This window comes from Inhella sp. (assembly GCF_027532025.1).
Classification (GTDB): Bacteria; Pseudomonadota; Gammaproteobacteria; order Burkholderiales; family Burkholderiaceae_C; genus Inhella.
In genome coordinates this window covers 1-17,166 of record NZ_JAPZSY010000019.1, presented here as the reverse complement: position 1 = coordinate 17,166, position 17,166 = coordinate 1, and the positions used below count along the sequence as shown (strand labels likewise).

Below are 17,166 nucleotides of genomic sequence, written 5' to 3'. Positions count from 1 at the left end.
TCAGGCGCGCAGCAGTTCGTTGATCGAGGTCTTGGCGCGGGTTTGCGCGTCAACCTTCTTGACGATGATGGCAGCGTACAGGTTGTAGCGACCGCCATCGCGCGGCAGGCTGCCGCTGATGACCACCGAGCCGGCGGGCACGCGGCCGTAGGTGATCTCGCCGGATTCGCGGTCGAAGATGGGGGTGCTTTGGCCGATGTACACGCCCATCGAGATGACGGAGTGTTCTTCGACGATCACGCCTTCCACGACCTCAGAGCGGGCGCCGATGAAGCAGTGGTCTTCGATGATGGTCGGGTTGGCCTGCAGGGGTTCCAGCACGCCGCCAATGCCCACGCCGCCGCTCAGGTGCACGTTCTTGCCGATTTGCGCGCAGCTGCCCACGGTGGCCCAGGTGTCGACCATGGCGCCTTCGTCGACGAAGGCACCGATGTTCACGTAGCTGGGCATGAGCACCACGTTCTTGGCCACGAAACTGCCTCGGCGGGCCACGGCCGGTGGCACCACGCGCACGCCGCTGGCGGCGAACTGCTCGGCGCTCCAGCCTTCGAACTTGGTGGGCACCTTGTCGTAGAAGCTCATGGGGCCGCTGCCCTGGGGCACGTTGTCGTTCAAGCGGAAGCTGAGCAACACGGCCTTCTTGATCCACTGGTGCACCGTCCACTGGCCCACGCCCTCGCGGCTGGCCACGCGCAGTCGACCGGCATCCAGCTCGCTCAGCACATGGTTGACGGCGTCCCGCACCTCGGCCGGGGCGTTCTTGGGGCTGAACTCGGTGCGCTGTTCCCAGGCGGCTTCGAGGAGGGTTTGCAGTTCGACGGTCATGCGAGGCTCAACAGATGGTTGCGGATGCGCTGCGCGGCTTCCACGCAGTCGGCCAGTTCGGCCACCAGGGCCAGCCGCACGCGGCCGCGTCCTGGGTTCACGCCTTGGGCTTCCCGGGCCAGCAGGCTGCCGGGCAAAACGTGGACGTTGCATTGTGCGAGCAGGGCCTTCGCGAAGGCGAGGTCGCAGCCCCCCTCCACGTGGGAAGGCACGCCAGCCCACAGGTAAAAGCCCGCGTCGGGGGGCTGCACGTCCAGAACGTCTTGCAACAGGGGCAAAACGGCCTGGAACTTGGCTTGGTACAGCGCGCGATTGGAGGCCACGTGGGCTTCATCGTTCCAGGCGGCCACGCTGGCGGCCTGAACCGCCGGCCCCATGGCGCTGCCATGGTAGGTGCGGTAGAGCAAGAAGGCTTGAATCAGCGCGGCGTCACCGGCCGCAAAGCCCGAGCGCAGGCCCGGCACGCTGCTGCGCTTGGACAGGCTGGTGAAGCTGATCAGGTTCTTGAAATCGGTGCGGCCGAGTTGTTGCGCTGCCTGCAGGCTGCCCAGCGGCGGCTCGTCGCCCAGGTAGATCTCGGAGTAGCACTCGTCGGCGGCGATGACGAAACCGTGGCGGTCGCTGAGGTCGAACAAGCGTGCCCACTCGGTCAGGGGCATCACGGCCCCGCTCGGGTTGCCCGGCGTGCAGACGTAGAGCAGTTGCGTGCGGGCCCATGTGCCTTCGTCGATGGAGGCCCAGTCGACCGCGAAATTGCGCGCCGGGTCGCTGTTGGCGAACGCGACCTCAGCGCCGGCCAGCAAGGCCGCCCCCTCGTAGATTTGGTAGAACGGGTTGGGGCAGACGACGGTCGCGCCGCGCTGGCTGGCGTTCACCACCGTTTGCGCGATGGCAAACAGCGCCTCGCGCGACCCATTCACCGGCAGCAATTGCCTGCCGGTGTCCAGCGCCACGCCGTAGCGCCGCTGCACCCACGCGCCGATGGCTTGCCGCAGGGGTTCGCTACCGGCCGTGGCCGGGTAGTTCGACAGACCGCCCAGGTTGTCGCGCAGCGCGGCCAGCACGGCAGAGGGCGCTTCGTGGCGCGGCTCGCCCATGCCCAGGCTGATGGCGCGCAGGCCGGCGGGGGGCTGTGTGCCCGCCAATTCGGCCTTCAGGCGCTCAAACGGGTAGGGCTGGAGGAGAGCGAGGCGGGGGTTCATCCGCCGGCCAGCAAGCCCGATTCCATCGGGAAGGCCGGGAATTCGACCGGCGTGGCCGGCTTCCAGCCCTTTTTGCGGTGCTCGGCCACGATGTTGGTGTAGATGCCGCCGCGCACGTACCAGCGGGCCTTGATGCGGGCAAAGCGCGGCCGGGTGACTTTGACGATGTCGTCAAGGATTTGGTTGGTCACGGCCTCGTGGAAGGCGCCTTCGTCGCGGTAGCTCCACATGTACATCTTCAGGCTCTTGAGCTCGACGCACCACTCGTCGGCCACCATCTCGATGGTGAAGTGGGCGAAATCGGGCTGACCGGTCAGTGGGCAGTGGCAGGTGAACTCGGGCACCTGAAACTGCAGCAGGTAGTCGCGCTGCGGCGCCGGGTTGGGGAAGACTTGCAGCTCTTTGCTGGGCCGCGACGGCGGATTGGCCGGCTTGGTTCGCTGGCTGGCCGGAGGGGTCTTTTTCGGGGTCGTGGCCATGGCGGCAGGGGGCATTCTGAGAGGGGGGCGATGCTATCATCCGCGCCCCTTTTCGAGCCCGTTTTCATAGAGAAAACGGGCTTTGCCTCGACCGCCCTTCCATGCGCCTGAATACGATCAAGCTGTCGGGCTTCAAGTCCTTCGCCGACGCCACGGTGTTTCAACTGCCGGGCCGGCGCGTGGGCGTGGTGGGCCCCAACGGCTGCGGCAAGTCCAACATCATGGACGCCGTGCGCTGGGTGCTGGGCGAAAGCAAGGCCAGCGAATTGCGTGGCGAGTCCATGCAAGACGTGATCTTCAACGGCTCCAACACCCGCAAGCCGGCCAGCCGCGCCAGCGTGGAACTGGTGTTCGACAACAGCCTGGCCCGCGCCGGCGGGGCCTGGAACCAGTTCAGCGAGATTGCCGTGAAGCGCGTGCTCACGCGCGAGGGCAACAGCAGCTACTACATCAACAACCAGGTGGTGCGGCGCAAGGACGTGCAAGATGTCTTCCTGGGCACTGGCTTGGGTCCGCGCGCTTACGCCATCATCGGCCAGGGCACCATCAGCCGCATCATCGAGAGCAAGCCCGAAGAGCTGCGTTTGTTTCTCGAAGAGGCGGCGGGTGTCTCCAAGTACAAAGAGCGGCGCCGTGAAACCGAGAGTCGGCTCAAGGACACCCGAGAAAACCTGACCCGCGTCGAAGACATTCGCCGTGAGTTGGACGCGCAACTGGAGCGCCTAGAGCGCCAGGCCGAGGTGGCGGGGCAGTACCGCGCGTTGCAGGCGCTGGGCGAGAAGCGCTTGCATCAGCTCTGGTTTCTGAAGAGTCGCGATTCGGCCAAGGAGCTCGAGCGCGTTCAGGCCGCTCACCGCGAGGCCGTCAATGCGCTGGAGGCGCAACTCGCGCAGCTGCGCCACACCGAGGCCGAGTTGGAGGCCGTGCGGGCCGAGCACTACCAGGCCGGCGATGCGCTGCATGCCGAACAAGGGCGCTATGCAGAGGCTCAGATGGCCGTGAGTCGGCTCGAGGAACGCATTCGCTACGTCATCGACAGCCGCCAGCGGGCGCAAACGCGGCGCGACGAGATCCGCACCCAACAAGCGCTGTGGAACGACCGCGGTGGTTTGGCGCAACAAGAGATAGAAGCGTTGGCCGAGCAGCGCGCCCGTGGCGAGGAAGAGACCGAAACCCTGGCGGCCCAGGCTGAAGAACACGCTGCGCGACTGCCAGAGTTGGAAGACGCTGTGCGTGCCGCCCAAGGGCGAGCCAACGCACAACGGCAAACGGTCAGCCAGGTGCAGCAGCAAATCCATGTCCTCGCGGCCGAAAGCCGTGCCTTGGACGAGCAAGCCCGGGGCCTGCGTCAGCGCAGGGATCGTTTGGACGCCCAAAAGGCCGGCTTGAACCTGCCGGATTCAAGCGATGTGGAGCGGCTGCGCGAACAGTCCACCCAGGCTGACGCCCGGTGGGAAGAGGCCCAGGCGCGGCAAACCGAGCTGGCCGATCAAGAGCCCACACTCGAGGCCGAACGGCGTCGGCTCATCGAGCAAGCCCAGGCCGAGGCCGCCAAGCTTGCTCAGTCGAGCGCCCGCCTGGACGCCTTGCGCGCTTTGCAAGACAAGGTGCAAACCGAAGGCAAGCTCGGGCCCTGGCTGGCCGAGCAAGGTCTGCAGGGGCTTCAAGGCCTTTGGAAGCGCCTGCACATCGAATCCGGCTGGGAGAACGCCCTCGAAGCCTGCCTGCGCGAGCGCCTGGGTGCGCTTGAAGTCAGCCGTCTGGACTTGGTGCAAGCCTTCGAACACAACGCTCCGCCCACGCGCTTGGCTTTCTACTCGGTCAGTGAAGGCGCCCCCACGGCCCTCCCCACCCACCACAGCCTGCCGGAGCTGGCCAGTTTGCTAAGGGTGGATGCTCCTGGCCTGCGGGCGCTGCTGGCCGATTGGTTGGACGGCGTCTACACCGCGCCCGACCTGGCCGCAGCCATGGCCCAGCGCGCGCAGTTGCAGCATGGCGAGCTGATCGTCACCCGTGCTGGCCACGCCGTGAGCCGCCACGCGGTCAGTTTCTACGCGCCCGACAGCGAGCAAGCCGGATTGCTCGCTCGCGCGCAGGAGATCGAAAACCTCGAGCGCGCCAAGCGCGCCCAGGAGTTGCTCGTCGACGAAGCGCGCGCCCAAGCGGGCCGCGCTGAGCACCAGCATGCCCAGGTGGCGGCACAGCTGACCCAGGCCCGGCGTGAGGCGGAGGAGGCCCGCGCCCGCGCCCACCAAGGCCAGGTCGAGTTGCTGCGTGCCAGCCAATTGTTCGAAGCCGCCAACGCCCAGGCGCTGCGTCTGCGCGAAGAGCTGGCCGAGCTGGACGCCTTGGACGAGGAAGTGCTCGAGCGTCGCGCCACCGGCGAGGCCCGATTCGAGGAGCTGGACCTGCAACTGGCTCAGACGCAGCAGCAGCACGCCGACCTGGAGGAGGCCGTGATCCAGGCCGAGCGCCTGCTGGCCGAGGCCCGAGAGGCACAGCGCAGCCTGGAGCGACGCGCTCAGGAAGCGCAGTTCGGCACCCGTGCGCTTTTGGCTCGGCAGGCCGAACTGCAACGCACTGTGGCCACCGCCCAGCAGGAGGCGCGCAGCAGTGACGACGCCCTGGCTCGGTTGGAGCTGGAGCTGGCAGAACTGGATGACAGCGCCGCCCAAGCGGGCCTGCAAGACGCCATCGACGCCCGCGTGGCCGCCGAGGCGCAGCTGACCCAAGTGCGTCAGCGCTACGACGAGCTCAGCCAGCGCTTGCGCGGCTTCGACGAACAGCGCCTGCGCGCAGAACGCGAGCTGGAGCCGCTTCGCGCCCGCATCACCCAGCTCCAGTTGGAGGAGCAAGCGGCGCAGCTGGGTGGGGCCCAGTTCCAAGAGCAGTTGACTGCCGCCGGTGTCGACCTCGACGCGCTGGCTTCCAGCATCGAGCACGAGGGGGTGCGTCTGCAGGGCCTGCAGGGCGACATCGACCGCATCCAGAAGGACATCGAGGCGCTGGGGGCGGTGAACTTGGCGGCGCTCGATGAGCTGGGCAGCGCGCGCGAGCGCAAGGGCTTCCTCGATGCCCAGTTGAGCGACTTGGGCAGCGCCATGGGCACCTTGGAGGACGCCATCCGTCGCATCGACCTCGAAACCCGCGACCTGCTGCAAAGCACCTTCGAGCGCGTCAACGAGCAGTTCGGTCGCATGTTCCCGGCGCTGTTCGGGGGCGGCCAGGCCAAGCTGGTGATGACCGGCGGCGAGATCCTGGACGCCGGCGTGCAGGTCATCGCCCAGCCCCCCGGCAAGAAGAACAGCAGCATCCACCTGCTCAGCGGCGGTGAAAAAGCCCTCACCGCCATTGCGCTGGTGTTCGCCATCTTCCAGCTCAACCCGGCGCCGTTCTGCTTGCTGGACGAGGTGGACGCGCCGCTGGACGACGCCAACACCGAGCGCTACGCGAAACTCGTGGCCGAGATGAGCAAGGGCACGCAGTTTCTGTTCATCTCGCACAACAAGATCGCAATGGAAATGGCGCAACAACTGATCGGGGTGACGATGCAAGAGCAGGGCGTGAGCCGCGTGGTGGCCGTCGATATGGAAGCCGCCCTGTCGCTGGCCGAGGCGGCGTGATGGACCGCACCTTCACCCTGACCGAGGCCCTGCTCATCGCGGGGGCGGCGGTTCTGCTGACCCTGCTCATCCACGGTTGGTGGGCGGCCCGCAAAGCCAGCCCCAAGCGCCCGGAGCCGAGCGCCGGGGCCCGCGCCGAGCCCCAACTGGACGCCGAAGGCCACCCCGTGGCCCAAGTTTCCAAGCTCGATTCGGTGATGGATGCCCTGAGCGCGGGCGACTCGGTCTTCACCGGTTTTCAACATGCCGATACGCTGCCCATGGTGGTGCACAAGGCGCGGCCGCCTCGGCGGCCCTCCTTGCGCTTGGATGCGTTGATCGACGTCATCGCCACCTTGCACCTGGAGGCGCCCACCACCGGCGAAGCCGCCTTGGCCCATCTGCCGCCGACGCGGCGCGCCGGCAGCAAGCCGTTTGCCATCGAAGGCTTGAACACCGAATCGGGGGAATGGGAACTGCCGCTGGCGGGTGAGCGCTACGGCGAATTCCAAGCGGGGTTGCAGTTGGCCAACCGAAGCGGCGCGCTGACCGAGATCGAGTTCAGCGAGTGGGTGCACAAGATCCAGGCGTTCGCCGACGGCGTGGGGGCCATGGCCGATTTCCCCGACATGCGCGAGGCCGTGGCTCGGGGCCGGGAGTTGGATCAGTTCGCCAGCCAGCACGATGCGCAACTCAGCGTGGAACTGCGCGCCAAAGGGGCGGCCTGGACCTTGGGCTTCCTGACCCAAGCCGCAGGCAAGCAAGGTCTCGTGCACGGAGGGCTCCCGGGGCGCTTGGTGTTGCCCGCCGCCGAGGAGGGCGAACCGCCGCTGCTGGCCCTGCAGTTCGATGCCCGTGCGGCCTTGGCCGACGAAGGCGAGTTGCAGGCCCTGCGGGCCGTGACGCTGGTGTTCGACGTGCCGCAGACCCCCGAGGCTCTGGAGCCGTTTGCCGCCCTTCAAGAGGTGGCCCGGCGCCTGAGCCGTGACCTGGAGGCGGAGGTGGTCGACGGCGATGGACAACCGCTGGGTCCCCATGGCTTTGCGGCCATCTACGAGGACCTGGCGCGCCTCTATCGCCAATTGGTGTCACGAGACCTCGCTGCCGGTTCGCCAGCGGCGCGGCGCCTGTTCAGCTGATCGGCGTGGTGACGCTGCCCTTGTTCCCCGAGGCGACGGACGCAGCCGCCGACGCGGCCGGCCTGGCGGCAAAGGCTTCAGGGCTGCGGGAGCAACTGCAGCACCACGCCCACCTCTATTACGTCCTGGACGCCCCGGAGATCCCCGACGTCGAGTACGACCGCTTGTTCACCGAGCTGCGCGAGCTGGAAGGGGCGCACCCCGAGCTGCGCACGCCCGACAGCCCGACGCAGCGTGTCGGTGCTGCTGCGGCTTCGGAGCTGGCGTCCGTACGGCACGCGGTGCCGATGTTGTCCGTCTACACCGAGACCGACACCAGCCCGGCCGGCGCAATGGCCTTCGATGCCCGGGTTCGGCGCGAGTTGGGTCTGGCCGATGACGCGCCGCCCGTGCAGTACGCGGCCGAGTTGAAGTTCGACGGCCTGGCGGTCAATCTGCGCTACGAACGAGGGGTGCTGGTGCAGGCGGCCACGCGCGGCGATGGCGAGACGGGCGAGGAGGTGACGGCCAACATCCGCACCGTGGGTCAGGTGCCCTTGCGCCTGCGCGGCGTGGAAGCCCCCGTGTTGGAGGTTCGCGGCGAGGTGTACATGCGCCGCGACGCCTTCGAGGCCCTGAACGAGCGCCAGCGCCAACGCGGCGACAAGACCTTCGTGAACCCGCGCAACACCGCCGCGGGCGCTTTGCGCCAATTGGACCCCGCCATCACCGCGCAACGACCGCTTTGCTTCTTCGCCTACGGGCTGGGCGAGGTGCAGGGCTGGGACGTGCCGGCCACGCACGCGGCGCTGCTGGACGCCTTGGCCGACATGGGCTTGCCGGTGTGCGCCGACCGCACCGTGGTCGACGGTCCGCAAGGCTTGGTGGCTTTTCACCAAGGCATCGCGGCGCGTCGCGATGCCTTGCCGTTCGACATCGATGGCATCGTCTACAAGGTCAACCGCCGCGACCTGCAGCAGCAACTGGGCTTCAAGACCCGTGAGCCTCGATGGGCTGTGGCGCACAAGTACCCGGCGCAGGAGCAGGTCACGCGGCTCAAGACCATCGACATCCAGGTGGGCCGTACCGGCAAGCTCACGCCCGTGGCCAAGCTGGAGCCGGTGTTCGTGGGAGGCACCACGGTGAGCAATGCCACCCTGCACAACGCCTTCGAGCTGCGCCGCAAGGGCGTGCGCGTGGGCGACCAGGTCATCGTTCGCCGCGCGGGCGATGTCATCCCTGAAGTGGTGGGCCGCATGCCGGGCGTGCGGGCGCACTACGTGCCCAACTTCGCCATGCCCAAGGCTTGTCCGGTGTGCGGCAGCGCGGTGGAGCGCGACAAGGGCAATTTGGAGCACCGCTGCACGGGCGGCTTGGTGTGCGCCGCGCAGCGCAAGCAGGCTCTGCTGCATTTCGCGGGCCGCCGGGCGATGGACGTGGAGGGTTTGGGCGACAAACTCGTGGATCAATTGGTGGACGGCCACCTGGTGCGCACCTTGCCCGACCTGTACCGCTTGGGCTTCGTGCACTTGGCCGCCTTGGAGCGCATGGGCGACAAGAGCGCCCATAAGCTCCTGGCGAACTTGGAGGCCAGCAAGCAAACCACGCTGGGTCGCTTCTTGTTCAGCCTGGGCATTCGCCACGTGGGCGAGACCACGGCGAAGGACCTGGCCAAGCACTTCGGCCATTTGGAGGCCCTGATGTCGGCCGACGAGGCCGCGCTGTTGCAGGTGCCCGATGTGGGGCCTGTGGTGGCGCATTCCGTGCACGGTTTTTTCGCCAACCCGCTGAATCGCGAGGCTGTGGAGCAACTGAGGGCCGCTGGCATCGTGTGGCCGGAGCACGAGGGAGCGGCCGCGGCGGTCGAGTTGCCCCAGGCGGGCAAGACCTTTGTGCTGACCGGCACGCTGCCCACGTTGACCCGCGACGCCGCCGCCGCCCTGATCGAGGCCGCCGGCGGCAAGGTGGCCGGGTCGGTCAGCAAGAAGACCCACTACGTGGTGGCGGGCGAGGCCGCGGGCAGCAAGCTCGACAAAGCCGTGGAATTGGGCATCACGGTCCTCGACGAGGCCGCGCTGCGCGCCTTGCTCGGGGCTTGACTGGCTTCAGCGGGGCTTGGGCCAGAGCCCCAACGCCAGGGCGGTGCCGACCAAAACCAGCAGGCCGCCGCCCAGCATGGCCCAGGTCAGCGCTTCGGCCAGGAACATCGCTCCCCACAGCACCGCAAACACCGGAATCAAGAAGGTCACCGTGACGGCGTTCGTGGGCCCCACGCGCGCAATGAGGCGGAAGTACAGGATGTAGGCCACCCCGGTGCACAACAGCGCCAGCGCCAGCAAGCTGACCCAGGCGATGCCTCCGGGCCAGGTGGCCGGCCACGCCCAAAGGCCAGGCAGCGTCAACCAAAGCGTGGCCCCCAACTGGCTGCCCGTGGCCACCACCAGCGGTGGCACGCCGTCGAGCCAACGCTTGGTGCCCACGGCCGATATCGCGTAGTTCAACGTGGCCAGCAGGCAGGCCAGCACGGCCCAGAAGCGGGCATCGCCGCCAAGCCCGGTCTTGGTCCACACCAGCAGCACCACGCCACCAAACCCCAGGGCCAGCCCCAGGCTGCGCCAAGCCGTCGGGGCCTGTCGCAGCCACCACCACGCCACCAGCGCGCTCCACATGGGCACCGTGGCGTTGAGGATGCTCGACACCCCAGCTGGGATGTGAAGCGCTGCGTAGGCGAACAAGGCAAAGGGGAGGGCCGAGGTCACCAAGCTCAGGGCCAGCAAGGCGCGCCAATGCCGCCGAAGCAAGCCCAGGCTGGGGCGACCTTGGTGCCAAGCCAGCAAGGGCAGCAGCGCCACCGAGGCCAGGCCCACGCGCAACCAAGCCAGACTGAGCGCCCCGAACTCCGGGGCACCCCAGCGCATGAACAAGAACGAGGCGCCCCAAATGGCGGCCAAGGCCAGCAGTTCGGCCAAATCGGTGGACTTCATCAAATCAGCACGCCTTCTTGCTGCAGCAGCAGGGTTTTGAGGGGCAGGCCGCCCGCATACCCAGTCAGTTCACCGCGGGCACCCACGACTCTGTGGCAGGGCAGCAGGATGCCGATCGGGTTGCGGCCCACCGCAGCGCCGACCGCGCGGCTCGCCTGCGGCTGCCCCAAACCCTGGGCGATGGCGCCGTAGCTGGTGAGCCCACCCCTTGGGATGGTGAGCAGCCGTGCCCAAACGGCCAGCTGAAAGGGCGTGCCTTGCGGGTCCAAGGGCGGCAGCGGTGGGTCGTTCTGCGGGCGCGGCCAGGCGCCCCAAGCTTCCAAGGCGGCCAGTGCGGTGTCGAACCAAGGGTGAGACTCTTCGGGCACGCTCAGCATCGGGGGGTGGTGAGCTTGGCCGGCATTCCAAAGGCCCGCCAAGCCCAGGTCGGTGCGGGCCAGCAACACCCGGCCATAGGGGCTGTCGGCATGGCGCTGGGCGCGCAGGGCAGGGAAGTGAGGCATGGCTAAGGCTTCGCAAGCGTGGGGGCCGGGGTGTCCATCCGCCACAAGGCCAAGGTGGCGTAGCTGCGGTAGGGCGCCCAGTGCTCTGGGTTCAGTGGGGCGGCGGTTGGGTTGGGCGATTCGGCGGCCACTTGGGCGCTCCATCGTTCCAGCTGTCGCTTCACGATGAGGTCGCCCGGCAGCAGCACGTCCGGCCACGGGGTGGCCCGCATGTGCACGTAGGCGGCGGTCCAGGGGCCAATGCCTGGCAGTTGCTGCAGCGCCGCCTGGCGGGCCTTGGGGTCGGCGGGCAAGCTGGGCCATGCCCTCGCCAAAGCCTGCAGACTGGCCGCCCGCCGCTGTGGCAGGCCGATGGTGGCCAAGACCTCGGGGGCAGGGCGCGCCAAGGCCTCGGGCGTGGGGAAGCACCAGGGGCCATTCGGGCCCCAAATGGACTGGCAGGCGTCTAGCGTGTCCAAGGGCTGGCCAAAGCGACGCACCAGCCGTGTCGCCAGGGTCGTGGCGGCGGCCACGCTGACCTGTTGCCCCAGCACGGCGCGCACCGCGATCTCGAAGCCATCCATCGCGCCGGGCAAACGCAGGCCCAGAACCCCGGGCAACGCGTGCAAGCGCTGTGCAATGGCCGTCGGGTCGGCGTCCAAGTCCAGCCATTGGCGGACTTGGGCCTGCAACTCCGGTGCGTGGGGCCACAGCGGGTCGGACAGCCAAAGGCGCGCCCGGTGCTGCTCAGGTTCAAAGCGCACGGTCAGCGTGCCACGCGCCTCGCCACCCTGGGTCGGCCAACGCACCGTGCGCCGCAGCGTGGCCCGGTCGCGGTCCACCACTTCGACGCCGGGCACGGCACGCACGGCCAGGAAGCTCAACAGGGCCTCCAAGGCCAGCGGTGGCCGGTAGGGCAAGGTCAGCGCTCGGTCGCTGACGCACGCACCATCGGCGAGTGGGCGTACAGCCCGGCGCACTCGGCTGGGTGGTAGGCGGTAGTGCTGCTGCCAAACCTCCTGAAACCGACGCACGCTGCCAAAGCCCGCGCGCAGGGCCACATCGGCCAGCGGCCAGTTGGTGTCGGTCAGCAGCTGCTTGGCCGCCAGCAAACGCTGGGTTTGCAAATAGGCCGAGGGCGACACGCCAAAGGCCTGTTCAAACACGCGCCGCAGGTGCCGCGCCGTGATGCCCAGCGCGTCAGCCAGCGCGTCCATGGAGTCGGTTTGACCCTGCCGCACCTGGGCGTCCAAGCGCTCACGCGCAGCGTGCGCGAGCGAGCGTGACGACTCCATCACCGAAAACGCCCGGGGCGCCAACTCAGGGCGGCATTTCAAACAAGGACGAAAGCCCGCCGCTTCGGCCGCCGCGGCGTGCGGAAAGAACCGGCAGTTGTGGGCTTTGGGCGTTCGCACGCGGCAGATGGGTCGGCAGTACACGCCGGTGCTGGTGACCCCGGTGAACCAATGGCCGTCAAAGCGGGCGTCGCGCGCTTGGAGTGCGGCGTAGCAGGCGGCGGGGTCCAGGGCTTGCATGGCGCCGATTGTGGGTGCCCGCCTGCCCTGCAGGCGCGGGATTCGGACCTCTGCCTACATCGCTTTGAAGCGGGCCACATAGGCCCGGCTCACGGGCATTTCGCGCGACAGGCCGTTGAAGCGCACGAACAGGCGTGACGCCTCGTCGCGCCGGGTGCCCGCCAGGTGCGACAGATTCACGACGGTGGAGCGGTGCACCTGCCAGAACTGGTCGGGGTCCAGTTGAGCGACCAACTCGGCGATCGGCGTGCGGATCAGGTGCTCGGCGCCGTCGGCCATTTGAACCACGGTGTACTTGTCGTCAGCATGGAAGTACGCGACCCGCTGCACGTCCAATTGGTGCGTGAGGTCGCCGCTGCTGGCCCGGATGAAGCGCAGGGGCAGTGCCGGGCGCGGCGGCGCCAGCGCGGCCACGGCCTGGGGCCATGGGTCGGCCTCGGCGGGGTTGGAGGCCTTCAAGCGCTCCACGGTCCGCTGCAGCCGTGCCAGGGTCACGGGCTTGAGCAGGTAGTCCACCGCGGCGGCCTCGAAGGCTGGGAGTGCGTACGCGTCGTACGCCGTCACGAAAACCACGCGCGTGGCGCCTTCGATGCCTTGGGCAACTTCCAAGCCGCTCAGGCCCGGCATCTGGATGTCAAGAAAGGCCACGTCGGGCTGCTCGGCGGCGATGCGCTCGGCCGCCTCCAGCCCGTTGCGGGCCGGTGTCAATTGGGTCAATTCGGGCCAAGCTTGGGTCAGCAAGGCTTGCAGATGACGCACGAGGTTGGGCTCGTCGTCGGCGATCAGGGCGCGCAGACTCATGGGTGAAGGGGCAGTTGAAGGCTGGACCGTGTGCCTCGCGAGCTTTGCGGGCTGGCGGGCTCGATGCGGAGGGCGGCGCGATCGCCATAGCGGGTGGCCAGGCGCTCGCGAATGTTTTGCGTGGCCACCCCCTGGCCAGAGCGGGGCTTGGGGGCGTTCAGGCCCACGCCGTTGTCCTGCACGATCAGGTGCAGTTGGCCTCCGGCCGTGCGCGCCTCGACGCTCACGTGGCCGGGCTCAACCTGGGGCTCCAGGCCGTGGTGGATGGCGTTCTCCACCAAGGGTTGCAGCAGCAGGGGTGGCAGCATCACCGCGCGGGCGCCGTCGTCGGCCTGGATCGAGTAGCTGAGGCGATCGCCCATGCGCAATTGCATCAGGCGCAGGTAGTGCCCGAGCAGCGTCAGTTCGGTGTCCAAGCTCACGGTCTCGGCGCGCATGCTGGTCAGGCTGGCGCGCAGGTGCTCGGTGAAGGCATCCAGCATCTCGGCAGCCTCCTTGGGGGCGAAATCGATGAGGCCGCGCACATTGGCCAAGGTGTTGAAAAGGAAGTGCGGCTCGATCTGGGCTTGCAGCAGCCGCAGTTCAGCCTCTTTGGCTTGGCGCTTGAGTTGCTCTTCGTGCCATTCCTGCCAAGCCCACAGACCCCAGATCACGCTGAAAAAGACCGATGCCACGGCGACCGGCCCCCAACTGAGGTCGGGGGGCCAGCCTTGTTTTGTCATGCCGGGCAGGCCTCCCAGCATCAGGTAGGCCACGCCCAAGCCGACGGCCACGCAGGCCATCGACGTGAGGCCAAAGAAGAGGCTGACGCCCACCCCGGGTTCACCATTCGTCCAGTCGATGAAGCGCTGCGGGGCCAGCCGTTCGATGAGGCTGTATGTGGTGTGGAACACGCAGCCAATGACCAGCGTGGTTCCAAACATGCCTGGCCCCATCTCCAACCACCAACTTGGGCGAGCAAGCTGTTGGCCCAACAGCCCCGTCACCGCCAGCATTCCCAGACCCCATGCCAGGGACACGTAGACGGTCAGCACCCACATCGACCACGCCGGCACGTTGCGGTGCTTGCGCAGTTTGAAGAAGTCCTGGCGAGCCAGGCGCAAGGTGGCGATGAGGTGTTTCATGGGCTGGCAGTCTAGGCATGGCTGGGGCGCCCCCCCCAGAGGCTCGCGACGGTTCGACAGCCTGGCCGCTGAAACGCCAGGAAACCGCCCGTTCCTACAATCGCGCCCCTTCGCCACATCACTCCGAGCACCATGCAAGTTGACGCCTCCATCTTCAAGGCCTATGACATCCGCGGCATCGTCGGCAAGACGCTGAACGAATCCGTGGCCGAGCACATCGGCCGCGCCTTCGGCACCGAGGCCAAGGCCTTGGGACAGAAGGCTGTGATCGTGGGCCGCGACGGGCGCCTGAGCGGCCCGGCCATGGTGGCGGCCCTCACCAAGGGCCTGCGCGCCACGGGCATCGACGTGGTCGACATCGGCATGGTCACCACGCCCATGACCTACTACGTGGCCGCCACGCGCGGCCAGTACGGCGCCAACAACTGCATCATGGTCACCGGCAGCCACAACCCGAAGGACTACAACGGGTTCAAGATGGTGCTCAACGGCGCGGCCGTGTTCGGCGAGCAAATCCAAGGCCTGCTGCGCCGCATCCAGGCCGAGGACTACGCCGCAGTTGGAAAGTCCGGCAAGGGCCGCCTGGGCAAGATGGACATCCAGGCCGAGTACTTGGCCCGCATCGTCAGCGACTGCAAGCTGGCCCGCCCGATGAAGGTCGTGGTCGACAGCGGCAACGGCATCCCCGGCGCGTCAGCCCCGGCCATCTTGCGCGCGCTGGGATGCGAGGTGATCGACATCTATTCCAAGGTGGACGGCGACTTCCCCAACCACCACCCGGACCCCAGCAAGCTGGAAAACCTCGAAGACCTGAAGAAGATCGTCCACGCCACCGACGCGGAACTGGGCCTGGCCTTCGACGGCGACGGTGATCGACTGGGCATCGTGACCAAGGACGGCAAGGTCATCATGCCGGACCGTCAACTGATGGTGCTGGTCAAGGACATCCTGTCGCGCAACAAGGGCGCGCAGATCATTTACGACGTCAAGTGCACGCAGCGCCTGGCGCCTTGGATCAAGAAACATGGCGGCCGCCCGCTGATGTGGAAGACCGGTCACTCGCTGGCCAAGGCCAAGCTGAAGGAAACCGGCGCGCCCATCGCCGGCGAACTGTCGGGCCACATCTTCTTCAGCGAGCGCTGGTACGGTTTCGACGACGCCATGTACACGGCGGCCCGCATGCTGGAGATCCTGAGCCGTGAAAAGGACCCGAGCAAGCTGCTCAACGGCCTGCCCGACAGCGTGAACACGCCGGAGCTGAACGTGCCCTGCGCCGAGGGCGAACATCATGCCGTGGTGGCCAAGCTGCTGGAGGTGGCCGAGTTCCCGAACGCGAAGGAAGTGATCACCATCGACGGCTTGCGCGTCGAGTACGCCGACGGTTTCGGCTTGATCCGAGCCTCCAACACCACGCCCGTGTTGGTGCTGCGTTTCGAAGGCCACACCCAAGAGGCCCTGGATCGCATCCAGGCTGAGGTGATGGCCCAACTGGCTCGCGTGAAGCCCGACGCCACCTTCCAAGCCGGTCACTGAGCATGCGCGAGCGCCTGGCGCTGGCGCTTTGGGGCTGGGCCATGCGCTTGGCCACGCCCGCGCTCTTGGCGCGGTGGTGGTGGCGCGGCCGGCAAGAGCCGGGTTACCGCCACGCCATGGTCGAGCGCCTCGGCTTTTACGCCTGCGCGCCGCAGGCGGGGTGCCTGTGGCTGCACGCGGTGAGCCTGGGCGAAACCCGCGCCGCCGCGCCCCTGTTGGCCGCCTTGCGCGCGCAAGACCCTGGCTTGCGCCTCTTGCTGACCCACACCACGGCCACGGGTCGCGAGGCGGGGCTGGAGTTGCTGCGAGAAGGCGACGCCCAAACGTGGCTGCCGCTGGACACGCCGGGCGCGGTGCGCCGCTTTCTCCGCCACTGGCGGCCGCAAGCCGGTGTGTTGATGGAAACCGAGGTGTGGCCCAGCTTGCAGGCTGCGGCGCTGGCCGAGGGTGTGCCCATGGTGCTGGCCAACGCCCGGCTGAGCGAGCGCAGCTTGCGCCGTGGCGAGCGGTTGCGTGGCCTCCTTCGGCCGGCCGCGCAGCGTTTGACCCTGGCCCTGGCCCAAACGGACGACGACGCAGCCCGCTTGCGCCTGATGGGCGTGCCCCACGTGCAAACGGTGGGGCATCTCAAGTTCGACATTCGTCCCGACGCGGGCCTGCTCGCCCGAGGTCGTGTCTGGCGTGCTGGTTTGCGGCGTCCGGTGCTGCTTTTGGCGGTGAGCCGCGAAGGCGAGGAGGCAGCCCTGTTGGACGCATTGGCGCCCTGGCAAGGGCGGCCGCTTCCGGCCCATGTGCTGGTGGTGCCGCGACACCCCCAGCGCTTTGACGAGGTGGCGCGCTTGCTGTCCGCCAGCGGGCGTTCGTTGAGCCGACGGTCGACCTGGGGCGAGGGGCCGGATGCAGGTGCCGAGCTGTGGTTGGGCGACAGCCTGCGCGAAATGCCCCTGTACTACGGCTTGGCCGATGTTGCTTTGCTGGGCGGCAGTTTCGAGCCTTTGGGCGGACAGAACCTGATCGAAGCGGCGGCCTGCGGCTGTCCGTTGCTCATGGGGCCCCACACCTTCAACTTCACCCAGGCGGCCGAGATGGCAGAGGCCGCCGGGGCCGCCCGTCGGGTGGGGAGCATGTCCGAGGCGATTCAGGCGGCGAGCGGCTTGCTCCACAACGAAAAAGCCCGCGTCGCCATGGCGAACGCGGGCTTTGGCTTTGCTGAGCAGCACCGCGGGGCCGCCGAGCGCATGGCCGCCGCGGTGATGGCAACGATCACTCGTCGTTGCGGAACACCAGCTTGATTTCCACCGTCTGCTGACCGGCCCCCGGCTCGAAGCGCCATTGAGAGAGGGCGTCGATCGTGGCGCGATCGAAGATTCGCTTGGGGTTGGCATCCAGAATTTCGACGTTGCTGACCTTGCCGTCGGCCTCGATCGTCAGCTTGGCCTTCACTTCGCCGCTGCTGATGTTCTTGCGCACTGCTTCGCCCG

14 protein-coding genes are annotated in these 17,166 nt (G+C 67.9%); 5 read left to right on the top strand and 9 right to left on the bottom strand.

The features are described from left to right. The 3 genes from dapD to queF are packed head-to-tail and all read right to left on the bottom strand — an operon-like array spanning nucleotide 1 to nucleotide 2,506. Complete coding sequence (gene dapD / locus O9335_RS04175) at nucleotides 1–825, bottom strand: 2,3,4,5-tetrahydropyridine-2,6-dicarboxylate N-succinyltransferase (protein WP_298383992.1); 825 nt, start codon at nucleotides 823–825, stop codon at nucleotides 1–3. Further along, nucleotides 822–2,027: a succinyldiaminopimelate transaminase gene (gene dapC / locus O9335_RS04170; protein ID WP_298383989.1), complete on the bottom strand. Its 1,206-nt coding sequence runs from the start codon at nucleotides 2,025–2,027 to the stop codon at nucleotides 822–824. The genes dapD and dapC overlap by 4 nt, the downstream gene beginning before the upstream one ends. Further along, nucleotides 2,024–2,506 carry a preQ(1) synthase gene (queF, locus tag O9335_RS04165; RefSeq protein ID WP_298383986.1) on the bottom strand — a complete coding sequence of 161 codons (483 nt, stop codon included), beginning with the start codon at nucleotides 2,504–2,506 and terminating at the stop codon, nucleotides 2,024–2,026. Before queF ends, dapC begins: the two co-directional genes overlap by 4 nt. A gap of 101 nt (nucleotides 2,507–2,607) precedes the next feature. On the opposite strand from queF, the gene smc reads away from it, so the two are divergent. The 3 genes from smc to ligA are packed head-to-tail and all read left to right on the top strand — an operon-like array spanning nucleotide 2,608 to nucleotide 9,325. Then, the gene (gene smc / locus O9335_RS04160) at nucleotides 2,608–6,129 is read left to right on the top strand and encodes a chromosome segregation protein SMC (protein ID WP_298383983.1); all 3,522 of its coding nucleotides are present in this window, start codon (nucleotides 2,608–2,610) and stop codon (nucleotides 6,127–6,129) included. Further along, a complete protein-coding gene (locus tag O9335_RS04155; protein WP_298383981.1) occupies nucleotides 6,129–7,247 on the top strand; it encodes a cell division protein ZipA C-terminal FtsZ-binding domain-containing protein in 1,119 nt (372 codons plus the stop codon). The genes smc and O9335_RS04155 overlap by 1 nt, the downstream gene beginning before the upstream one ends. 14 nt (nucleotides 7,248–7,261) lie before the next feature. After that, nucleotides 7,262–9,325 carry an NAD-dependent DNA ligase LigA gene (gene ligA, locus O9335_RS04150; RefSeq protein WP_298384035.1) on the top strand — a complete coding sequence of 688 codons (2,064 nt, stop codon included), beginning with the start codon at nucleotides 7,262–7,264 and terminating at the stop codon, nucleotides 9,323–9,325. A gap of 6 nt (nucleotides 9,326–9,331) precedes the next feature. Here the strand turns inward: ligA and O9335_RS04145 are convergent, their stop codons facing one another. The 5 genes from O9335_RS04145 to O9335_RS04125 are packed head-to-tail and all read right to left on the bottom strand — an operon-like array spanning nucleotide 9,332 to nucleotide 14,152. Then, complete coding sequence (locus O9335_RS04145; protein WP_298383978.1) at nucleotides 9,332–10,210, bottom strand: DMT family transporter; 879 nt, start codon at nucleotides 10,208–10,210, stop codon at nucleotides 9,332–9,334. Then, a complete protein-coding gene (locus tag O9335_RS04140) occupies nucleotides 10,210–10,713 on the bottom strand; it encodes a methylated-DNA--[protein]-cysteine S-methyltransferase (protein ID WP_298383976.1) in 504 nt (167 codons plus the stop codon). The genes O9335_RS04145 and O9335_RS04140 overlap by 1 nt, the downstream gene beginning before the upstream one ends. A gap of 2 nt (nucleotides 10,714–10,715) precedes the next feature. Continuing rightward, nucleotides 10,716–12,227 carry an Ada metal-binding domain-containing protein gene (locus O9335_RS04135; RefSeq protein ID WP_298383973.1) on the bottom strand — a complete coding sequence of 504 codons (1,512 nt, stop codon included), beginning with the start codon at nucleotides 12,225–12,227 and terminating at the stop codon, nucleotides 10,716–10,718. Nucleotides 12,228–12,281: 54 nt separating this feature from the next. After that, nucleotides 12,282–13,028 (bottom strand): LytTR family DNA-binding domain-containing protein, encoded by a 747-nt coding sequence (locus O9335_RS04130; protein WP_298383971.1) that lies wholly within the window; start codon nucleotides 13,026–13,028, stop codon nucleotides 12,282–12,284. Beyond that, nucleotides 13,025–14,152 (bottom strand): sensor histidine kinase, encoded by a 1,128-nt coding sequence (locus O9335_RS04125; RefSeq protein WP_298383968.1) that lies wholly within the window; start codon nucleotides 14,150–14,152, stop codon nucleotides 13,025–13,027. Before O9335_RS04125 ends, O9335_RS04130 begins: the two co-directional genes overlap by 4 nt. Nucleotides 14,153–14,284: 132 nt before the next feature. Here O9335_RS04125 and O9335_RS04120 point away from each other — a divergent pair, with 132 nt between their 5' ends. Both O9335_RS04120 and O9335_RS04115 read left to right on the top strand, forming a co-directional pair. After that, nucleotides 14,285–15,685 (top strand): phosphomannomutase/phosphoglucomutase, encoded by a 1,401-nt coding sequence (locus tag O9335_RS04120; RefSeq protein WP_298383966.1) that lies wholly within the window; start codon nucleotides 14,285–14,287, stop codon nucleotides 15,683–15,685. Between the two features lie 2 nt (nucleotides 15,686–15,687). Further along, nucleotides 15,688–16,977, top strand: coding sequence for a 3-deoxy-D-manno-octulosonic acid transferase (locus O9335_RS04115; RefSeq protein ID WP_298383963.1), 1,290 nt, complete (start codon nucleotides 15,688–15,690; stop codon nucleotides 16,975–16,977). On the opposite strand, the gene O9335_RS04110 is transcribed toward O9335_RS04115, so the two are convergent. Further along, nucleotides 16,949–17,166, bottom strand: a 218-nt coding sequence (locus O9335_RS04110; RefSeq protein WP_298383960.1) for an energy transducer TonB, incomplete at its 5' end; no start/stop codon positions are given. The genes O9335_RS04115 and O9335_RS04110 overlap by 29 nt on opposite strands.

Excerpts from the sequence above, each read along its gene's own strand:
- dapD (WP_298383992.1), bottom strand. The coding sequence starts at position 825 with ATGACCGTCGAACTGCAAACCCTCCTCGAAGCCGCCTGGGAACAGCGC.
- dapC (WP_298383989.1), bottom strand. The coding sequence starts at position 2,027 with ATGAACCCCCGCCTCGCTCTCCTCCAGCCCTACCCGTTTGAGCGCCTG.
- queF (WP_298383986.1), bottom strand. The coding sequence starts at position 2,506 with ATGGCCACGACCCCGAAAAAGACCCCTCCGGCCAGCCAGCGAACCAAG.
- smc (WP_298383983.1), top strand. The coding sequence starts at position 2,608 with ATGCGCCTGAATACGATCAAGCTGTCGGGCTTCAAGTCCTTCGCCGAC.
- O9335_RS04155 (WP_298383981.1), top strand. The coding sequence starts at position 6,129 with ATGGACCGCACCTTCACCCTGACCGAGGCCCTGCTCATCGCGGGGGCG.
- O9335_RS04145 (WP_298383978.1), bottom strand. The coding sequence starts at position 10,210 with ATGAAGTCCACCGATTTGGCCGAACTGCTGGCCTTGGCCGCCATTTGG.
- O9335_RS04140 (WP_298383976.1), bottom strand. The coding sequence starts at position 10,713 with ATGCCTCACTTCCCTGCCCTGCGCGCCCAGCGCCATGCCGACAGCCCC.
- O9335_RS04135 (WP_298383973.1), bottom strand. The coding sequence starts at position 12,227 with ATGCAAGCCCTGGACCCCGCCGCCTGCTACGCCGCACTCCAAGCGCGC.
- O9335_RS04130 (WP_298383971.1), bottom strand. The coding sequence starts at position 13,028 with ATGAGTCTGCGCGCCCTGATCGCCGACGACGAGCCCAACCTCGTGCGT.
- O9335_RS04125 (WP_298383968.1), bottom strand. The coding sequence starts at position 14,152 with ATGAAACACCTCATCGCCACCTTGCGCCTGGCTCGCCAGGACTTCTTC.
- O9335_RS04120 (WP_298383966.1), top strand. The coding sequence starts at position 14,285 with ATGCAAGTTGACGCCTCCATCTTCAAGGCCTATGACATCCGCGGCATC.
- O9335_RS04115 (WP_298383963.1), top strand. The coding sequence starts at position 15,688 with ATGCGCGAGCGCCTGGCGCTGGCGCTTTGGGGCTGGGCCATGCGCTTG.